Origin of the sequence: Cryobacterium cryoconiti (assembly GCF_004403065.1) — a bacterium.
GTDB classification, from domain to species: Bacteria; Actinomycetota; Actinomycetes; order Actinomycetales; family Microbacteriaceae; genus Cryobacterium; species Cryobacterium cryoconiti.
Map to the genome: position 1 here is coordinate 1 of NZ_SOHA01000017.1, position 15,174 is coordinate 15,174.

The 15,174-nt window shown below is 66.7% G+C and carries 18 protein-coding genes; 9 read left to right on the top strand and 9 right to left on the bottom strand.

Annotated elements, in window-relative coordinates; translation table 11 throughout:
• Positions 1–175: 175 nt before the first annotated feature.
• On the bottom strand, positions 176–952 hold the full coding sequence (locus E3T49_RS06355) for a hypothetical protein (RefSeq protein ID WP_134424123.1): 777 nt from the start codon (positions 950–952) through the stop codon (positions 176–178).
• Between the two features lie 397 nt (positions 953–1,349).
• Here E3T49_RS06355 and E3T49_RS06360 point away from each other — a divergent pair, with 397 nt between their 5' ends.
• The 4 genes from E3T49_RS06360 to E3T49_RS06375 are packed head-to-tail and all read left to right on the top strand — an operon-like array spanning position 1,350 to position 3,608.
• Positions 1,350–2,300, top strand: coding sequence for an AraC family transcriptional regulator (locus tag E3T49_RS06360; protein WP_134424124.1), 951 nt, complete (start codon positions 1,350–1,352; stop codon positions 2,298–2,300).
• Entirely contained in the window at positions 2,297–2,746 is a 450-nt protein-coding gene (locus tag E3T49_RS06365; protein ID WP_134424125.1) for an SRPBCC family protein, read from the top strand. The genes E3T49_RS06360 and E3T49_RS06365 overlap by 4 nt, the downstream gene beginning before the upstream one ends.
• Before the next feature lie 5 nt (positions 2,747–2,751).
• Positions 2,752–3,360, top strand: a complete 609-nt coding sequence (locus E3T49_RS06370) for a hypothetical protein (RefSeq protein ID WP_134424126.1) — start codon at positions 2,752–2,754, stop codon at positions 3,358–3,360.
• A 47-nt stretch (positions 3,361–3,407) separates the two neighbouring features.
• Positions 3,408–3,608 carry a transcriptional regulator gene (locus E3T49_RS06375; RefSeq protein ID WP_134424127.1) on the top strand — a complete coding sequence of 67 codons (201 nt, stop codon included), beginning with the start codon at positions 3,408–3,410 and terminating at the stop codon, positions 3,606–3,608.
• Between the two features lie 162 nt (positions 3,609–3,770).
• Here E3T49_RS06375 and E3T49_RS06380 read toward each other — a convergent pair whose 3' ends face one another.
• Positions 3,771–4,211, bottom strand: coding sequence for an Rv3235 family protein (locus E3T49_RS06380; RefSeq protein WP_241972685.1), 441 nt, complete (start codon positions 4,209–4,211; stop codon positions 3,771–3,773).
• Between the two features lie 272 nt (positions 4,212–4,483).
• Here E3T49_RS06380 and E3T49_RS06385 point away from each other — a divergent pair, with 272 nt between their 5' ends.
• A complete protein-coding gene (locus tag E3T49_RS06385) occupies positions 4,484–5,113 on the top strand; it encodes a hypothetical protein (RefSeq protein ID WP_134424128.1) in 630 nt (209 codons plus the stop codon).
• 25 nt (positions 5,114–5,138) lie between these two features.
• Here E3T49_RS06385 and E3T49_RS06390 read toward each other — a convergent pair whose 3' ends face one another.
• Entirely contained in the window at positions 5,139–5,462 is a 324-nt protein-coding gene (locus tag E3T49_RS06390) for a helix-turn-helix domain-containing protein (RefSeq protein WP_134424129.1), read from the bottom strand.
• Between the two features lie 148 nt (positions 5,463–5,610).
• Here E3T49_RS06390 and E3T49_RS06395 point away from each other — a divergent pair, with 148 nt between their 5' ends.
• A complete protein-coding gene (locus tag E3T49_RS06395) occupies positions 5,611–6,243 on the top strand; it encodes a hypothetical protein (RefSeq protein ID WP_134424130.1) in 633 nt (210 codons plus the stop codon).
• A gap of 2 nt (positions 6,244–6,245) precedes the next feature.
• Positions 6,246–7,511, top strand: coding sequence for a CpaE/TadZ family protein (locus E3T49_RS06400; protein WP_174722388.1), 1,266 nt, complete (start codon positions 6,246–6,248; stop codon positions 7,509–7,511).
• A 17-nt stretch (positions 7,512–7,528) separates the two neighbouring features.
• On the opposite strand, the gene E3T49_RS06405 is transcribed toward E3T49_RS06400, so the two are convergent.
• Positions 7,529–9,223: a DUF5671 domain-containing protein gene (locus tag E3T49_RS06405; protein ID WP_241972694.1), complete on the bottom strand. Its 1,695-nt coding sequence runs from the start codon at positions 9,221–9,223 to the stop codon at positions 7,529–7,531.
• Positions 9,223–9,687, bottom strand: a complete 465-nt coding sequence (locus E3T49_RS06410; RefSeq protein ID WP_134424131.1) for an LpqB family beta-propeller domain-containing protein — start codon at positions 9,685–9,687, stop codon at positions 9,223–9,225. The genes E3T49_RS06405 and E3T49_RS06410 overlap by 1 nt, the downstream gene beginning before the upstream one ends.
• A gap of 76 nt (positions 9,688–9,763) precedes the next feature.
• On the opposite strand from E3T49_RS06410, the gene E3T49_RS06415 reads away from it, so the two are divergent.
• Positions 9,764–11,257, top strand: coding sequence for a sensor histidine kinase (locus E3T49_RS06415; protein WP_134424132.1), 1,494 nt, complete (start codon positions 9,764–9,766; stop codon positions 11,255–11,257).
• An 83-nt stretch (positions 11,258–11,340) separates the two neighbouring features.
• On the opposite strand, the gene E3T49_RS06420 is transcribed toward E3T49_RS06415, so the two are convergent.
• Positions 11,341–11,589, bottom strand: coding sequence for a WhiB family transcriptional regulator (locus E3T49_RS06420; RefSeq protein ID WP_035837005.1), 249 nt, complete (start codon positions 11,587–11,589; stop codon positions 11,341–11,343).
• A gap of 183 nt (positions 11,590–11,772) precedes the next feature.
• Between E3T49_RS06420 and E3T49_RS06425 the strand changes: the two genes are divergently transcribed.
• Positions 11,773–12,225, top strand: a complete 453-nt coding sequence (locus E3T49_RS06425; RefSeq protein WP_241972686.1) for a hypothetical protein — start codon at positions 11,773–11,775, stop codon at positions 12,223–12,225.
• 26 nt (positions 12,226–12,251) lie between these two features.
• Here the strand turns inward: E3T49_RS06425 and bcp are convergent, their stop codons facing one another.
• The 3 genes from bcp to aroA are packed head-to-tail and all read right to left on the bottom strand — an operon-like array spanning position 12,252 to position 15,166.
• Positions 12,252–12,731, bottom strand: coding sequence for a thioredoxin-dependent thiol peroxidase (gene bcp, locus E3T49_RS06430; protein ID WP_134424133.1), 480 nt, complete (start codon positions 12,729–12,731; stop codon positions 12,252–12,254).
• Between the two features lie 30 nt (positions 12,732–12,761).
• Positions 12,762–13,811 (bottom strand): ribosome small subunit-dependent GTPase A, encoded by a 1,050-nt coding sequence (gene rsgA, locus E3T49_RS06435; protein ID WP_134424134.1) that lies wholly within the window; start codon positions 13,809–13,811, stop codon positions 12,762–12,764.
• Positions 13,808–15,166 carry a 3-phosphoshikimate 1-carboxyvinyltransferase gene (gene aroA / locus E3T49_RS06440; RefSeq protein ID WP_134424135.1) on the bottom strand — a complete coding sequence of 453 codons (1,359 nt, stop codon included), beginning with the start codon at positions 15,164–15,166 and terminating at the stop codon, positions 13,808–13,810. The genes rsgA and aroA overlap by 4 nt, the downstream gene beginning before the upstream one ends.
• Positions 15,167–15,174: the final 8 nt, after the last annotated feature.

Sequence of the window (15,174 nt, forward strand, 5' to 3'; positions counted from 1 at the left end):
CCGTTATGCTCGCCACTTCAGCTGCTTCCGTTCTCGCGGCTGGCTTGGTGCTGGTCCAGGGGAGTAGCCGTCGGCGAGTCCTTCTGGATGCAGAGAGACACCGGGAGAGTGCTAGCGAAACGGACTAGGGCTGGGTGCACCCACGGACCGCGAAACGAACCCTCATCGCGCAGTCTTAGACGGGGGTGCCGGGGAATTCGAGCCAGCGCCATGATTGATCCCGGAACACGAGGGAGCGATGCCAATAGTTGGACCAGACCCATAACGAGTCCACCTCTTCGAACCCGTGCGGCGGGCGTACAGGTAGTTCGAAGTCATCGGTGAAGAACCGCGCTGGTAACACTTCATCAAGCGGCACCAAGAACAGGTGCCGTTCCGAAACATCAGCTGCGTTTCTCACCTTTCGGATGTGGGAAGCCATGTGCGGTTGGTCGTGCCAGCTCGTCACAATGGCGGAGAAGTCGTCCGGTGCGGAATCCACGAACTCGGTGCGCGTGCTCGGGTAAAGCGTCACCCCAGCACTGAACGGCGTCCGCCGCAGCGTTCCGACGTCATCGGCAAGGAACCCTGCAACTTCGGACTCCTCCGCCAGCACACTCATGGGCAGTTCTTCGGGGGCATCGACCAACCATTCGTCGCAGAGCTGTGCTGCACGTATAACTGCCCGTCGCGTTTGCTTGTATAGGAAATTGGTGCTGGCAGGGCGGAATTCCCACGACCTCGCTGACGGCCACCGCCAATCTTCCTTGGCAGCCATGCCCTGCCAGGCGATAGATGTTGCCTCGGTGACCAGCGTCACTTCGAGGACGCCACGCCTTCCGTCTGGCCATTCCAGGTGGTAGTCCACAGCGGATTGGCGGCCGTCTATGTCGTAAGGAATGGCTTCCGCGCCGGTTTCGTGGGCGACCAAGTGCGCCGCAATTTGCTCAGCTCTGTCCGCGAACCCTGTCATGAGTTCAACTATGCCGTGGCGCATCTCCTCGACGTGGTGATTGGGCCACAGGTACGTTGCGTTCGGGCGAGACTTCATTACGGCCTACCGCCTTAGCGAACCCTGAGCGGCCGACTTGTCTGGTTCCTGCGACTCAAGGTTGCGTGGTAGCCAATTCCTTGAGGATGATGGCTGCCGGCGCAATTCCGACCGTGCGGTGCAAGCGGATCCGGTAAGACGCTGCGGTAATGCCGAGGACCTGACCGGCGTGAGCGGAGTCGAGGTCGTCCCAGTTGGCCAGAGAGAGGGTTTCCAAAAAGCTCCTCCCACCACCCAAGAGTCACCGTCGAATCTCGCGCTGCATATATTCGCAAGAAAAGTCGAGCGGCTACCCAATCTGCGCGGATACGCTCGTTTTATGTTCAGCCCTACCCGCCGTGAGTCGACTCGTCGTCATGACGAAGCCGTCGCACGGGTGCTGCTGCACATCGAGGAGAATCTCGAAGAGCCGCTGATCCTCGATGACCTCGCGACGATAGCCGGGTTCTCCCCGCACCACTTCCACCGCGTGTTTCATCAGGTCATCGGCGAGGCACCGAAGGAATATGTGCGTCGGCTGCGCTTGGAGCGCGCGGTGTACCGGATGAAGGTCAGCCTGGACAACGTGCTGGAGATCGCGCTCGACGCAGGCTTTGCAACGAATGAGACGTTTACGCGCGCCTTCATCCGGCAGTTTGGTCTCGGCCCCGCCGAGTTCCGAGCAGTGCTTAGGGGCTACCGCGCCGTCGCCGACGAGCTGCTCGGCAGCCGAACGTTCGACGAGTTCACCGACGAGACGCCGCTCACTCTGCGCTTCGACATGCACAAGACGCCCGTCACGGTTGAGCACACGCCCGGTCGTCACCTTCTCGTTGTTCGTCACCACGGTTACGAGCACCTGCTAGCGCCAGGACAGCCGTTCCTCAGTCTCTGGGATGACCTGTTTGCCTACGCCGCCGCACGGGGAATCGACTACTCCTTGGACACCCTTGTCGCCATCACTCACGACGACCCATATGTGACGGAGGATTCGCACATCCGCTTCGACGCGTGCATCGAGGTTGCCGCCCCGATGCACGCATCCTATCCGGTTGCGTATCGATGGATGCCGCCGCGGCTGTCCGTCGCACGGCGGCACGGTGGCGGTCTTGAGGAAGTAGCGAAGACCTTCGCCCACATCGGCGTCGACTGGCTGACCTCGAGCCCATACGCCCTGGCCACCGCATCTCCTTTTGTTGTTTATCGCTGCGGCCGCGCGCGCGACGACGACCTGCATATCGAGCACGCTAACGCGTACGTCCCACTCGCCAAGACCGAAGGACACCCATGAAAGGCTTCCAGTTAAATGCCCACGTCGAGCGAACCCCTCGAGAGGTGTTCGCAGTAATCTCTGATCCGCGGGAAGCGACCGAGTTCCTCGACAACATCAAGAGGTCGACGAAGCTCACCGCCGGCCCTATTGGCGCGGGATCCACATTTCGGGAGACCCGTGTGGTCGGCAAGAAGGAGTCCACCGCGGACCTCGTCATCGCCGAGTACGAACCAGACACACTCGTCGGTATCAGCGCCGAAGCCGAGGGCATCACGGTCACCTACCACTACCGCCTCGCACCGGATGGCGACGGCACAAACGTCGACTGGACGTGCGAACTGGAAGCCAATGGCTTGCGCCGCATGATGCTTCCGATGGTCGCGACCATTATGAAGAAGGAAGACGGCGATCACCTGCAACGGCTCAAGGCATACATCGAAAGCAAAAGTCAGGCGGCGACGTGACAAGCATGCTGATCGGATTCCAAGGATCACCAGAGGAGATTTGGACTTCTTGTGCGCAATGGTGGCGCGATCACGGACTACAGTCATTTGCCGATGCCCTCGGCGAACCCGCACCGATCACCCTCTCCGGAGGCGAGAGCTGCTTCGTGTTTCCCCCGGTTTCAATGCAGCTGGAAGGAATGCCACAGCTCGTCGAACTGGCCAACTACGATCAACCCTGCAGAATACAGTCCGAGATGTTGAGCGCGAGCACGGATCGACCGAATCGCCCCTATGCACTCGTCCTGTCCCACGGCATACCTGAGTGGACCCGAGGATTGACTTCGGCCGGGCTGCGCACGGCGTTGCTCGAGCATCGCGTCCTCGGGCTGAGTGTCCCGGAGTATCTGTCATTGCAACGTCGAGCTTTTGAGGTCTTCGAGGACCATCGTTTCGACGACTACACGGGCGATCCTGCGGGGTGGACCTGGTTGCCCGCATCGACGGCTGGACCGCTGTGGGGAATGGGCTACTACAACTCGCTTAAGGGCCAGTTGGAGGTTTCCGCGTGCAAGGCTGGAAGCAAAAACCCCCGCAAAGGCGCGCACATCTGTCGCATCGTCGGGCACCCGTGAGCCCGATAATTCGCGGGAACTGGGGCGAGAGGTGGGTGCTGTCCCCCATGGGCAACAGGCATCCTTGCCTCACTAAAACGATCCGCAACCTGCTCAAACTCGGCTACGTGCACACATCGAAGCAAACATCGCCCGAACGAACGGACTCCCGTCGCACCACGACCGTTTCACTCACCGCTCGAGGACGAGCGGCGTTCGATGGACACATCGCTGCGCTACGGGAACTCTCTGAAACGAAACCGCTTTAGCGCCCGTAAGCCGGACCTCCTACGGACACTTCTCCGCGATCATGCGGGTGTGCAACCTGCTCGGGTCGGAAATTCGCATAGAACCCGCCCGATAGAAAATCGCGCTCACGGGTGTCAAACGGGACACCCCGTCCGGCGACTCCAGGCGGTCCATGCCGGTCACTACAACACGTTGATGGCGCTTGCCCGCCAGCGTTGGTCCATGCCTTCGAGACGAAGCGCAACCGCACGCACGCGCACCTTGCTGTGAACTATCACCACCGCCTCAATCACGCCGTCCCGAGGCTCGGTCATTGTTACGCGGCCGATCGTGATGGCCGGCCGTTGGGCGCGCTGGCCCTTGACGGCACGGGCCCGCGCCGATAATACGACCCGTTTGAGTAGGTGCCGGTAAACGTCGTCGCTGACCCAGCGGGCGAGCTGGTCGAGTTCGCGCGCGCCGGCGAGGACTTCAATGACGCAACGGGTGAGGTTTATCAGCAGCGGCTCCGGATCTGGCAACTGCTCCCGCGTGCTCGGCTGATGGCCGAAGAAGTCGTCTTCGACGAACTTGTCGCCCCGTGACCGGGGCCCGCGGGCCGGGTTTGCGGCTGGATCGCTCATGACTCCTCCGAGGTGCGTGAATCCGGTCATTCCGGCTCTATCGCCGGGGCAACCGGTTGGTTCAAGGGTTCGGCTGGTTCAAGTTCGGGTGGTCCCGGGCTCGGATGGTTCGCAGTTGTGATGGACCCGGTGCCCGGGGGACCTGATGCACCCCCTAGGTGGGGGGGGCAGCGTGAACGACACTCAATCAGCCGAGAACGGCGGTGTCGAGTGCTTTTAAGGCCTGTGGATAACCCGGGCGGCGTGGCGGTGGAAAAAGCTAACTTCGGGATGTGCGCTGGGACAATCTGTTCGACGACCTCGAGGGGCAGCTCGAACACGAGCTGAATACAGAGGAGATCGATCTGCGCGCTGAGGAGGAACGGCTGCGGCTGGGGCGGTTGTCGCTGCGAAACCGGTTGACCAGTCTCGTGCAAACGCCTGCCGGACCGGCACGCGGCGCTGCTGCGGGAGTGCGCAGTGACACTGGCGTGCTTCGGATTGTGCTCGCGATGGGGGAGACCATCACTGTTCGGCCGACTACCTTCGGGCGGGACTGGTTGGCGGGAGACCTGCTGGATTCCGGTGCGGCCGGGTCCCAGTGCGTGCTCCCACTCGCTGCCATTGCCGGGGTCGTGCTGCGACGGGAGGAAGTCTCGGGATCGCTGGGCATCGAACCGGAGTCGGCCGCCAGAGTCGTGGACCGCATCGGCTTGGCCTTCGTGCTGAGAGATCTGTGCCGGCGGCGCGCAAGCGTGGAAGTGCACACCCGGGCCGGCGTGCTACCCGGCACCATCGACCGGGTGGGTCGGGATCACGTCGATCTGGCCCTGCACGCGGCCGGCACACTGCGCCGCGAGGCGGAGGTGCGCAACTACCGCATCGTGCCCGTGGCCGAGATCCAACTCGTGCGCCTGCCCTGATCGGTGCAGGGCGGCCGATTTCGTGTCACTCGTCGGGACGGATGATGGTGCCGCCGGACAGCTCCGGGATGTTCGCGAAATCGGACTGCTCCCACAGCGACAGGCGCCGGGCCTCCTCGTACTTCGCTTCGATGAAGGATTCAAGCACGACGCGCTCAACCCGCCAGACGCTGACAGCCGTCGAACCGGTCGTGGTGGCCCTCGCGCTGTGGGTGCCGAGCCGGATGGCCGGCAACTCACCGGTACGCACCAGTTCCAGCACCTGGGCCGTCGTCAGCGCCAGAATCACGGCGGTGTCGGCAAGGGTGAGGAACCGACCCACGCCGGAGAGTGCCTCGGAATCGTTCATGGATCGATTATCCGTCCCCGAGCGTCCCGACATCCGGTGGAGGCGCGGCTGTGGATAACTTTCCCGCGTAGGGGGCGGAGACGACGACGATGGACTCCGGACACGAGGCAGCACGGATTTTGAGACAGCACCGGGGAGGCAGGGGATTGTGAAGAGACCCGCGAAGAGCACGCGCCGCAGTTTTTGGTTCGACCCTCGATTCGCGATCGGGTTGGGCCTGGTCGTCGCCGCGGTCGGGGGCGTCTACCTGATCGTGTCCGCCAGCGACCAGAGCACTGCCGTGTTCGCCGCCCGCTCTGCGCTCGCCGTGGGGGATCGAGTCCAGGCCGGCGACCTCGTGGCCACCCAGGTGCGCCTGGACGGGACTGGTGACCTGTATGTGACCCCCGACTGGTTGCCTGACGACGGGCTCGTAGTCACGCGCACCATCGCGGCCGGTGAGCTCGTGCCGGTGTCTGCGGTCGGCCGTACCTCGGGCACGGAGACCACAAGCGTGGTCGTGGAGCTGACCAGCGCTCTTGCCGCGAACATCGGGCCCGGCACTGTGGTGGACCTCTGGGCCGCTCGGAAAACCGACCAGAACGCCTACGGACCCCCGACCGTTCTCGTCGGCCAGGCCTCGGTCGTGCTTCTGGTCGAACCCACCGGGCTGACGGTGGGAACCGGCATCCGATCGCTGGAGCTCCTGGTGCCCAAGGACAACGTCGCCGAGGTGCTGGAGTCCATCGCGAATCGCGACGCCCTCGCCGTCGTGCCCGTCAACGAGCCCCTGGAGCAGTAGCCGTGGCCACCCTCGCCCTGGCTCTCGACCGGAACACGGAAGACCGCCTGCTGATCGACATCATCGAGCAGGGGCATGTAATCGTCGCGCGCGCGGCGACCGCGGCCGAGGTGATCTTGGCCTTGCGGCAGAGCGCTCCGGAGTTTGTGCTCGTCGGGGCCGGCCGCAGCACGCTCACGGCTGAGCTGATTGCTGCCTGCGATGCGCACGGCGCACGGGTGATCGCGCTCGCCGCCAACGATCAGGAACGGCGGAACGCGGCCGACCTCGGGCTGTTCGACGTGGTGGACGCCGCCGCGGCCTGGGCCGAGACCGAGGCGTTGATCAGCAGTGGAGTCGCGATTCCGCTACGGGTCGGCGACCCCGGGGGAACGTCCGGCGCCAAGCGGCGGGCGAGTGTCATCGCTGTCTGGGGGCCTGCGGGCGCTCCGGGCCGCACCACCCTGGCGATCAACATCGCGGCGGAGATCGCCGCCGCCGGGCACACGGTCGCGCTGGCGGACATCGACACCTACAGCGGGTCTGTCGCGCCAACTCTGGGGATGCTCGATGAGGCACCCGGCTTCGCCGCCGCGTGCCGGCTGGCGGGTTCGGGCAGCCTCACCCGGCCGGAATTCGAGCGCATCGCGCAGCGCTACAACTCACCACAGGGCGCTTTCTGGGTACTCACCGGCATCGGGCGCCCGTCGCGCTGGCCCGAGCTTTCCGCCGATCGGGTGACGCGCACCATCGACGCGCTCCGCAACTGGGTCGACTACGTCGTGCTCGACACCGGCTTCAACCTCGAGAGCGATGAGGAGATCTCCAGTGACCTCTTCGCGCCGCGCCGCAACGCGGCCACCCTCACCGCACTCGGCTGCGCCGACCATGTGGTCGCCTGCGGGCTGGCCGACCCGGTCGGCATGGCCCGGTTCCTTCGTGCCTGGGTGGACCTGGCTGACGTGGTCACGACCGACCAGGTCAGCGTCGTCATGAACCGGGTTCGCACCAGCGCCGTCGGGCTCGACCCGAACGGGCAGGTCGTGTCGGCGCTGCGACGCTTCGGCGGGATCGAGTCGCCGATCCTGGTGCCTCAGGACCAGCAGGCGACGGATGCTGCGGTCGTCGCCGGGCGCACACTGCGGGACACGGCACCGAAGTCGCCGGCGCGCATCAGCATCCGTCGCTTCGTTCGCACCGAACTGCTGCCGGTGCCGGCCCCGGCGGCCGGGCGCCGTCGGAAGGAATCGAGATGGCGCCGGCCCGTCGTCGACCCCCTGGCAACCTGAGACGCAGATCTACGGCCTCACTCCTGAAGCGGGATCACCTCTACCCGGTCACCGGGGCCGGTGACCACCAGCACGCGTTTGCCGGTCACCCCCTGGAGAGCCTGGCCGAGCTGGTCCGCCGACACCGATGATCCTGCCGCGTCGGAGCGCCGCAGTACGGAAACGGATGCGCCGGTCACCTCGTGGATCGACTGGATGAGGGGTTGCGGTTCCGCATCGGTGACCAGGATCACCCGGGCGATGGTGCGTGCCGGCTGGGGAGCCTCACCGAGGGTGGAACGGTCGCGGCGCCAGACGGCGAAGTGGTAGCCGGCGGCCAGGCCGGTGGCCACCAGCAGCCCCAGCGGGGCCCGCACCCGATCGACCAGGCTGCCGCCGGTGACGTCGGCCAGGGCGAATTCGAACAGACGGTAACCGATCACGAGAAGCGTCACGATAGCCACGACAGCGCTCACGCCGAACACCAGAATGAGGTACACGCGTCGGCCGGTGGAGCGGACCTCCGCCGGTTCGACGGGCAGGGCCGGTCGCCACGCCGCCCACCAGACCGGACCGCCGACCACCAGCGCGCTGATCCCGCCGAGTAGCAGGGTGCGGGTGTCCGACCCGGCGAGCGGCGCGATGGTCGCGGCGAGGATCGCATTGACGACGACACCCAGCCCGGATGCCGCGGCGACCAGTCCCAAGCCGGAGGTCACCAGCTTCGAGGCCAGCTTCGTGGCCTCCGACCGGCGCCGTACGAGGGTGCGGTGGTACCGCCAGACCAGTGCGCCAATGGTCGCGGCGGAGAGACCGAAACCCAGGAGATCAAGGAGATCGTTGATCGGGTCGGTGCGGTCGACGGCCAGCCGGAGGAGCACGAACAACACGGTTCCGGACCCGACCAGAGTCAGAACGGCCGCCCCGGCGACACCGACGGCCACAAGCGCCAGTTCGGCGAGGCCGCCGCGGATGTCGCGAGCCGCGCCCCGAATCCAGTGCCACCACCAGATCAGGCTGCCGCCACCGCACCAGATGAGTGCCTGAAAGGTCAACGTCCACCATGGCTCGCCCAGAGTGAGGCTCGAGGCGAGGGCGTCGAGAGCGGCATCGAGAAGAGAGCTGAGGGCCGCGACGGCGCCGCCGACCGCGATCACGAGACCGAAGACAGTGGCGAGCACCGGGGCGACGCTGCGGAGTTGGGTCGGGCTCTTCTGCGGGTGCCGGGACATCCAGAGGTGCCAGACCCAGACCCCGGCCCAAACCACTCCGGTGGCGATGAGGCGGGGTTGCCAGTCGTCGCGCACGAGCACAGCCGCCGCGGTGAGCAGGGAGACCGAGAAGGTGACGAGCGAGACGGTGTACATGGCGGCCAGGTAGAGCCCCCAGGCGATCGACGATCGTTCCGTGCTGTCCATCCGCCGCCACAGCACCCACCAGAGCACCGCGGCGAAAGGACCGGCGATCAGGGTGAAGGCGAGTGAGCGGGCGAGCCCGGTCACGTCACCGGAGACGAGTTCGTTGCCGGAGTCGAGGAGGCGCCCGAGCAGACCGCTCAGCCCGATGGCCGCGATCACGACCAGAGCGAAGAGCAGAATGAACACGATCACCCGGCGCGCCGTGGGCTGGGCTGTGCCCTCCCCGTGCGGGGAGGACCTGCGCACGGCGACCACGATCCCGGCGATGCCCGCTCCGATCACCATAACGGCGACCAGCAGCACGACGCTGACCATCACGAGCCCGACTTCGGGTTCGGGCAGATGGCGAGCTCATAGGGAGCGTCGTCGATCAGCCAGATGCCGTTGTCGGTCACCAGGTCGAAGACGCCCTCGGTCTCATATTCGTCGGCGCCGAAGGGGCCGCTGCCGTAGGAGGTGATGATGGACACCTTCACGTCTGCGGACTCGGCCCGCTCGGTCGTCGAGATGAGGGTGACCCGGATGTTGTCGGTCGGCCCCCGATCGAAGTCCTCGCAGTCCGCGAACGCGCCCGCGGTGAGGTACTCGCCCGCTGCCTGCTCATCGCCGTCGATGACGGCGGCGGAATACGCCTGGACGACGCCTTCCGGGGTGCCCGCATCCAGTTGCTCGGGTTCTCCGGCGGTGAAGACGACGACCAGGGCGATGACGACCAGGGCCCCGATCACGGACAGGAGGACAACCAGCGTCCGATCGGGCTTTCCGCTTACTGTGCTCATCTGCTCAGCATGGCCCAATCCGTGAGACGGCACCACAAGGACGGTGGCGCGCGTCCGGGGGACCTAGGCTATTGCTGTGTCGACGCTCAGTAATCTCGTACTTGCCCAGGGCCGCAGCAGCGCTGAGGATGTGGACTGGCTCCACATGCTCGTCGCGGATGGCCAGCTCCTGGCCGACCTCGCTTTCGCCGACATCGTCGTGTGGGTGCCCAGCAGCACCGGTAGCTTCGTGGCCGTGGCCCACGCGCGTCCCTCGAGTGCCGCGACACTGTTCTACCGGGACTTCGTCGGTCAGACCATCAAGGTCGAATGGCGCCAGCAGGTTACCGAGGCCTACGAGACGGCGAAGATCGTCGACACCACGGCCCCCGACTGGTATGAGGAGACCCCCACCCGGGTGCGGGCCATCCCGGTGCGGCGGCGGCTCAGCTCCACCGGCTCGAAAATCTCGGACACCCCGGTCGCGGTGCTCACCCGGCACACCAACCTGAGCGAGGCACGCACGCCGAGCCGCCAGGAACTCACCTTCAACGACTGCGCCAACGACCTCTTCGCCATGATCGCGTCCGGCGACTTCCCCGATCTGGGCGCACCCACCGGCCCGCGGCGCGGTGCCCCGCGCGCCTCGGACGGGCTCATCCGGCTCGACGTCGACGGCGTCACCACCTTCGCCAGCCCGAACGCCCTGTCCGCCTTCAACCGGATGGGATTCGCCGACGAACTCGAGGGTGAGTCACTGGCCGAGGTGACCACCAGCCTGCTCACCGGGACGGCGGTCGTCGACGAGACCCTGCCGCTCGTGGTCACGGGCCGGGCGCCGTGGCGCACCGACGTCGAGGCGCGAGGGGTCACAGTCTCGCTGCGCGCCATCCCGATTCGTAATCGGGGCGAACGGATCGGGGCCATCGTGCTCTGCCGGGACGTCACGGAGTTGCGGCACCAGGAGCGTGAGCTGATCACGAAGGATGCCACCATCCGCGAGATTCACCACCGGGTGAAGAACAACCTGCAGACGGTCGCCTCCCTGCTGCGGATCCAGGCTCGCCGCACGCACTCCGACACCGCCCGGGAGGCCCTCAACCAGGCCATGCGGCGCGTGGCCGCCATCGCCGTCGTGCACGACACGCTGTCCGAGGGGCTCAGTCAGAAGGTGGACTTCGACGTGGTCTTCGACCGTGTGCTGCTGCTGATCATGGAGGTGGCGAGCGCTCACAACACCACCGCGCATCCGAAATCATCCGGCAGTTTCGGGATCCTGCCCAGCTCCTACGCAACGCCGCTCGCCCTCGCTCTGACCGAGCTTGTGACCAACGCCGTCGAGCACGGTCTGGCCGGACGCGAGGGGGAGGTGTCGATCGAGGCCGAGCGCAACGAGGAGACCCTCACTGTGCGTGTGCGCGACAACGGCACCGGCCTTCCGGAGGGCAAGGTCGGGTCAGGTCTGGGAACCCAGATCGTGCGCACCCTGATCCAGGGTGAACTCAGCGGCAGCATCGACTGGCACACCATGATGGGCAGCGGCACCGAAGTGACGATCGAGATCCCGCTGCGCTACATGCGCGAGGCGTAGCCGGCCGCTGGTCCTCAATACCCCGAGACACGGAAAAGGCCCGGCTGGTCGGCCGGGCCTTGACGTTCGTGGTGGTCGCTGCGTTACGAAGCGCGCCGGGCCCGAGCCGCGCGACGCTTGAGGGCGCGCCGCTCGTCTTCACTCAGGCCTCCCCAGACGCCGGAGTCCTGTCCGGTCTCGAGGGCGTACTGCAGACACACCTCGGTGACGTTGCAGCGGGCGCAGACGGACTTCGCCTTCTCGATCTGGTCCACAGCGGGGCCAGTGTTGCCCACCGGGAAGAAGAGTTCCGGGTCAGCGGTGAGGCAGGCAGCTTTGTCGCGCCAGTCCATAGAGATGCTCCTTGATTGCGGGGATGCCTGGCCGATTGGCCGAAGATGAGAGGCTGCCGGTTGCAGGAAGGGTAGTGGATCTACTCGTTCAGATCGACTCACGTCCCTGTGAGCGTCAACCGGGCCTCAAATATGGTCGCATAATGGTGGAGTCAAATCAATAGTTTTGAATGGGATATCTCTGTGAATGCACGGTCAGACCACAGCGGCAACGACGAAGACGCCCGCGCCACGGTGCGCCGGCCGCGGGCCCTGCTGCTCCTCGCGACGATTTTATTCGCGGAGGCAGGCCTCCTTTGGGCCGCAGTCGTGTGGCTCATTCTGGAGTTGCTGACCGAGACCCCGACCTCGCTGGCCAGTGCGGTCGCCATTCTCGTGCTGGTGCTCATCGCCGCAAGCTGGGTGACTGCCATCGCGATCAACTCGCTGCGGCGCCGGTCCTGGATCCGGGGCGCCGCCGTCACCTGGCAGCTGGTGCAGATCGCGGTCGCCGTCGGATCCTTCCAGGGGCTCTACGCCCGGCCTGACCTGGGCTGGGCGTTGTTGCTGCCCTCGGTCGTGGTGCTCGTGCTCCTGTTCCAGCGCCCGGTCATCGCCGAGACGTCGACCCCTGAGGTGCCCGGCTCGCCGCGGTAACGGAGCGCCGGGCGACGGCACGAATATCAGGCCGGCAGGCCGAGCTTCTTGCGCAGGCTCGCGACATGGCCGGTTGCCTTCACGTTGTAGAGGGCAAGCTCGATCCGGCCGGACTCGTCGATCACGAAGGTGGAGCGCAGCACGCCCGTGACGGTCTTGCCGTAGAGGTTCTTCTCGCCCCAGGCGCCGTAGGCCGTGTGCACCGCGAGGTCGGTGTCGCTGAGCAGCGGGAAGGACAGGTGCTCGGTCTCCTGGAACTTCTTCAACGTGGCCGGGGAATCCTTGGAGATCCCGAGCACCTGGTAACCGGCCGAGGCCAGTGAGCCGAGGTTGTCGCGAAAGTCACAGGCCTGCTTCGTGCAGCCGGGCGTCATCGCGGCCGGATAGAAGTAGACGACGACCTTCGAGCCCGCACAGGAGGCCAGCGAAACGGTGTTGCCGTCCTGGTCGGTCAGGGTGAACTGGGGGGCCTGGTCGCCGGCTGTGAGCCGCGTGGAATCCGTCATGCTCCCACGCTACCGGCCCGCCCTCAGGCGCTAGTGCGTGGGGGCGGCCGCGAAGGTGGCGAGGAGACGCTGCAGAGAATCGAGGCGCACCTTGCCGGTCTCGCCGAGTTTGCCGGCCGCGACAGCCTCATTGATCGCGCAATCGGGCGAGTTCGGCAGGTGGGTGCAGCCGCGCGGGCACTTCAGGGCGATCAGGGCCAGGTCCGTGAACGCCTTCAGGATGTTGTCGGTGTTGATGTGACCGAGACCGAAGGAGCGAACGCCGGGGGTGTCGATGACCCAGCCGCGGCCGGCATCCGTCTGCAGACGCAGGGAGATGGTCGACGACGAGGTATGCCGTCCGCGCCCGGTCACCGTGTTGACGACGCCCACGGCACGATGGGCGTCGGGCACGAGCGCATTGACCAGGGTGGACTTGCCGACGCCGGAGTGGCCGACGAAGACCGTGTCGTGCCCGACCAGGGCTTCGGAGATCTCCGCCAGCGGCATGGCATCGTCGCGGCTCTGGAAAACGGGCAGGTCGAGGCCGGCGAAGTTGTGCAGGAACGCGGCCGGGTCGGCCAGGTCCGTCTTGGTGATGCAGAGGATGGGCGTCACGCCCGCGTCGTAGGCGGCGACGAGGTACCGGTCGACGAGGCGGATGCGCGGCTCCGGGTTGGCAGCGGCCACCACGATCAGCATCTGGTCGGCGTTGGCGACGATCACGCGCTCGACGGCGTCGGTGTCGTCCGCGCTGCGGCGGAGCAGCGTCGTGCGGGGCACGATGCGCACGATGCGGGCGAGACTGCCTGCCGCCCCGGTCGTGTCGCCGACGATGTCGACGTTGTCGCCCGTGACGACGGCCTGCTTGCGCAGCTCGCTCGCCCGGGCGGCGGTCACCCGGCGCTCGGCGGGCAGGTTCTCGTCGAGCATGACCGTGTACCGGCCGCGGTCGACCGACAGGATGCGCCCGGTCAGCGCGTTCTCGTGGTCGGGACGGGTCTTGGTGCGCGGTTTGCTGCCCTTGCGGCCCGGCCGCACGCGCACGCTCGACTCGTCGAACTCGGGCTCATCGTCGTCGGCGCTCGCCCACCAGGTCACGACCGAACCCCGGAGACGAGGGTCTGCCAGAGGTCCGTGAACTGGGGGAGGGTCTTCGCCGTCGTGCCGATGTTCTCGATCTGCACGCCGGGAACGCGCAGGCCGATCAGCGCCCCGGCGGTGGCCATGCGGTGGTCGTCGTAGGTGTTCCACGGCCCGCCCTGCAACGGCTGCGGGTCGATCTGCAGCCCGTCGGGTAGCTCGGTGACGGCGCCGCCGAGCCGGTTGATCTCGGTGGCCAGCGCGGCCAGTCGGTCGGTCTCGTGGTGGCGGATGTGCCCGATCCCCGTGATCGTGCTGGGCGTGTCGGCCAGGGCGGCCAGGGCCACGAGGGTGGGAGCGAGCTCCCCGCCGGTGGACAGGTCGAGCTGCACACCACGGATGCTGCCCGTGCCGGTGACCGTGAGCCGGTCGCCCTCCCGAGAGACCTCGGCGCCGAACAGCGGCAGCAGGTCGGCGAGGTCGGCGCCGACCTGGGTGGTGGCGGCCGGCCAGCCGGTGATGGTGACGCTGCCGCCGGCGACGAGCGCCGCGGCGAGGAACGGCGCTGCGTTCGACAGGTCGGGCTCGATGTCGATATCGGCCCCGTTGATGCGTCCGGGAGCCACGACCCACTCGCCCACGGCGGGGCTGTGCACCGTGACGCCGCGGCGGGCGAGGGTGGCGATGGTCATCTCGATATGCGGCAGGCTCGGCAGACGCTCGCCCGAATGGCGGAGGTGGAGGCCCTGCTCGAAACTCGGCGCGGCCAGCAGCAGGCCGGAGACGAACTGGCTCGAGGCGGAGGCATCGATGGTGATCTCACCGCCGGTCAGAGCGCCCGTGCCGTGCACGGTGAAGGGCAGGGCACCGCGACCGTCGTCGTTGATGTCGGCGCCGAGGGCCCGCAGGGACGAGATGGTCGTACCCATCGGGCGTCGGCGGGCGCCGGCGTCACCGTCGAAAGTGGTGGGCCCGAGGCCGAGCGCGGCGACCGGCGGCAGGAAACGCATCACAGTGCCGGCCAGCCCGCAGTCGATGGTCGTCGACCCGACCAACTCGCCGGGGATGACCTGCAGGTCGGGACCGAATTCGCCGTCGCCGTCGACCTCGTCGACGACACAGCCCAGCTGGCGCAGTGCGGCCACCATCAGATCGGTGTCGCGGGAGTGCAGCGGGGCCCGGAGCAGCGACGGATGCGTGGCGAGGGCGCTGAGGACGAGCTCCCGGTTGGTCAGCGACTTCGACCCCGGCAAGGACAGCGACGCGGAGAGGGGGCCGGACGCCGTGGGCGCGGGCCACCGGGCATCCGTCACCTCGGGCGACGTGTCGCCATAGGGATCGAACTCAGGCTTGGAATATCTCGAGATCAACATCGGTTATC

Bases quoted from the DNA above. Each gene is read 5' to 3' on its own strand.
- E3T49_RS06355 (WP_134424123.1), bottom strand. From the start codon at position 952: ATGACAGGGTTCGCGGACAGAGCTGAGCAAATTGCGGCGCACTTGGTC.
- E3T49_RS06360 (WP_134424124.1), top strand. From the start codon at position 1,350: ATGTTCAGCCCTACCCGCCGTGAGTCGACTCGTCGTCATGACGAAGCC.
- E3T49_RS06365 (WP_134424125.1), top strand. From the start codon at position 2,297: ATGAAAGGCTTCCAGTTAAATGCCCACGTCGAGCGAACCCCTCGAGAG.
- E3T49_RS06370 (WP_134424126.1), top strand. From the start codon at position 2,752: ATGCTGATCGGATTCCAAGGATCACCAGAGGAGATTTGGACTTCTTGT.
- E3T49_RS06375 (WP_134424127.1), top strand. From the start codon at position 3,408: ATGGGCAACAGGCATCCTTGCCTCACTAAAACGATCCGCAACCTGCTC.
- E3T49_RS06380 (WP_241972685.1), bottom strand. From the start codon at position 4,211: ATGAGCGATCCAGCCGCAAACCCGGCCCGCGGGCCCCGGTCACGGGGC.
- E3T49_RS06390 (WP_134424129.1), bottom strand. From the start codon at position 5,462: ATGAACGATTCCGAGGCACTCTCCGGCGTGGGTCGGTTCCTCACCCTT.
- E3T49_RS06405 (WP_241972694.1), bottom strand. From the start codon at position 9,223: ATGGTCAGCGTCGTGCTGCTGGTCGCCGTTATGGTGATCGGAGCGGGC.
- E3T49_RS06410 (WP_134424131.1), bottom strand. From the start codon at position 9,687: ATGAGCACAGTAAGCGGAAAGCCCGATCGGACGCTGGTTGTCCTCCTG.
- E3T49_RS06420 (WP_035837005.1), bottom strand. From the start codon at position 11,589: ATGGACTGGCGCGACAAAGCTGCCTGCCTCACCGCTGACCCGGAACTC.
- bcp (WP_134424133.1), bottom strand. From the start codon at position 12,731: ATGACGGATTCCACGCGGCTCACAGCCGGCGACCAGGCCCCCCAGTTC.
- aroA (WP_134424135.1), bottom strand. From the start codon at position 15,166: ATGTTGATCTCGAGATATTCCAAGCCTGAGTTCGATCCCTATGGCGAC.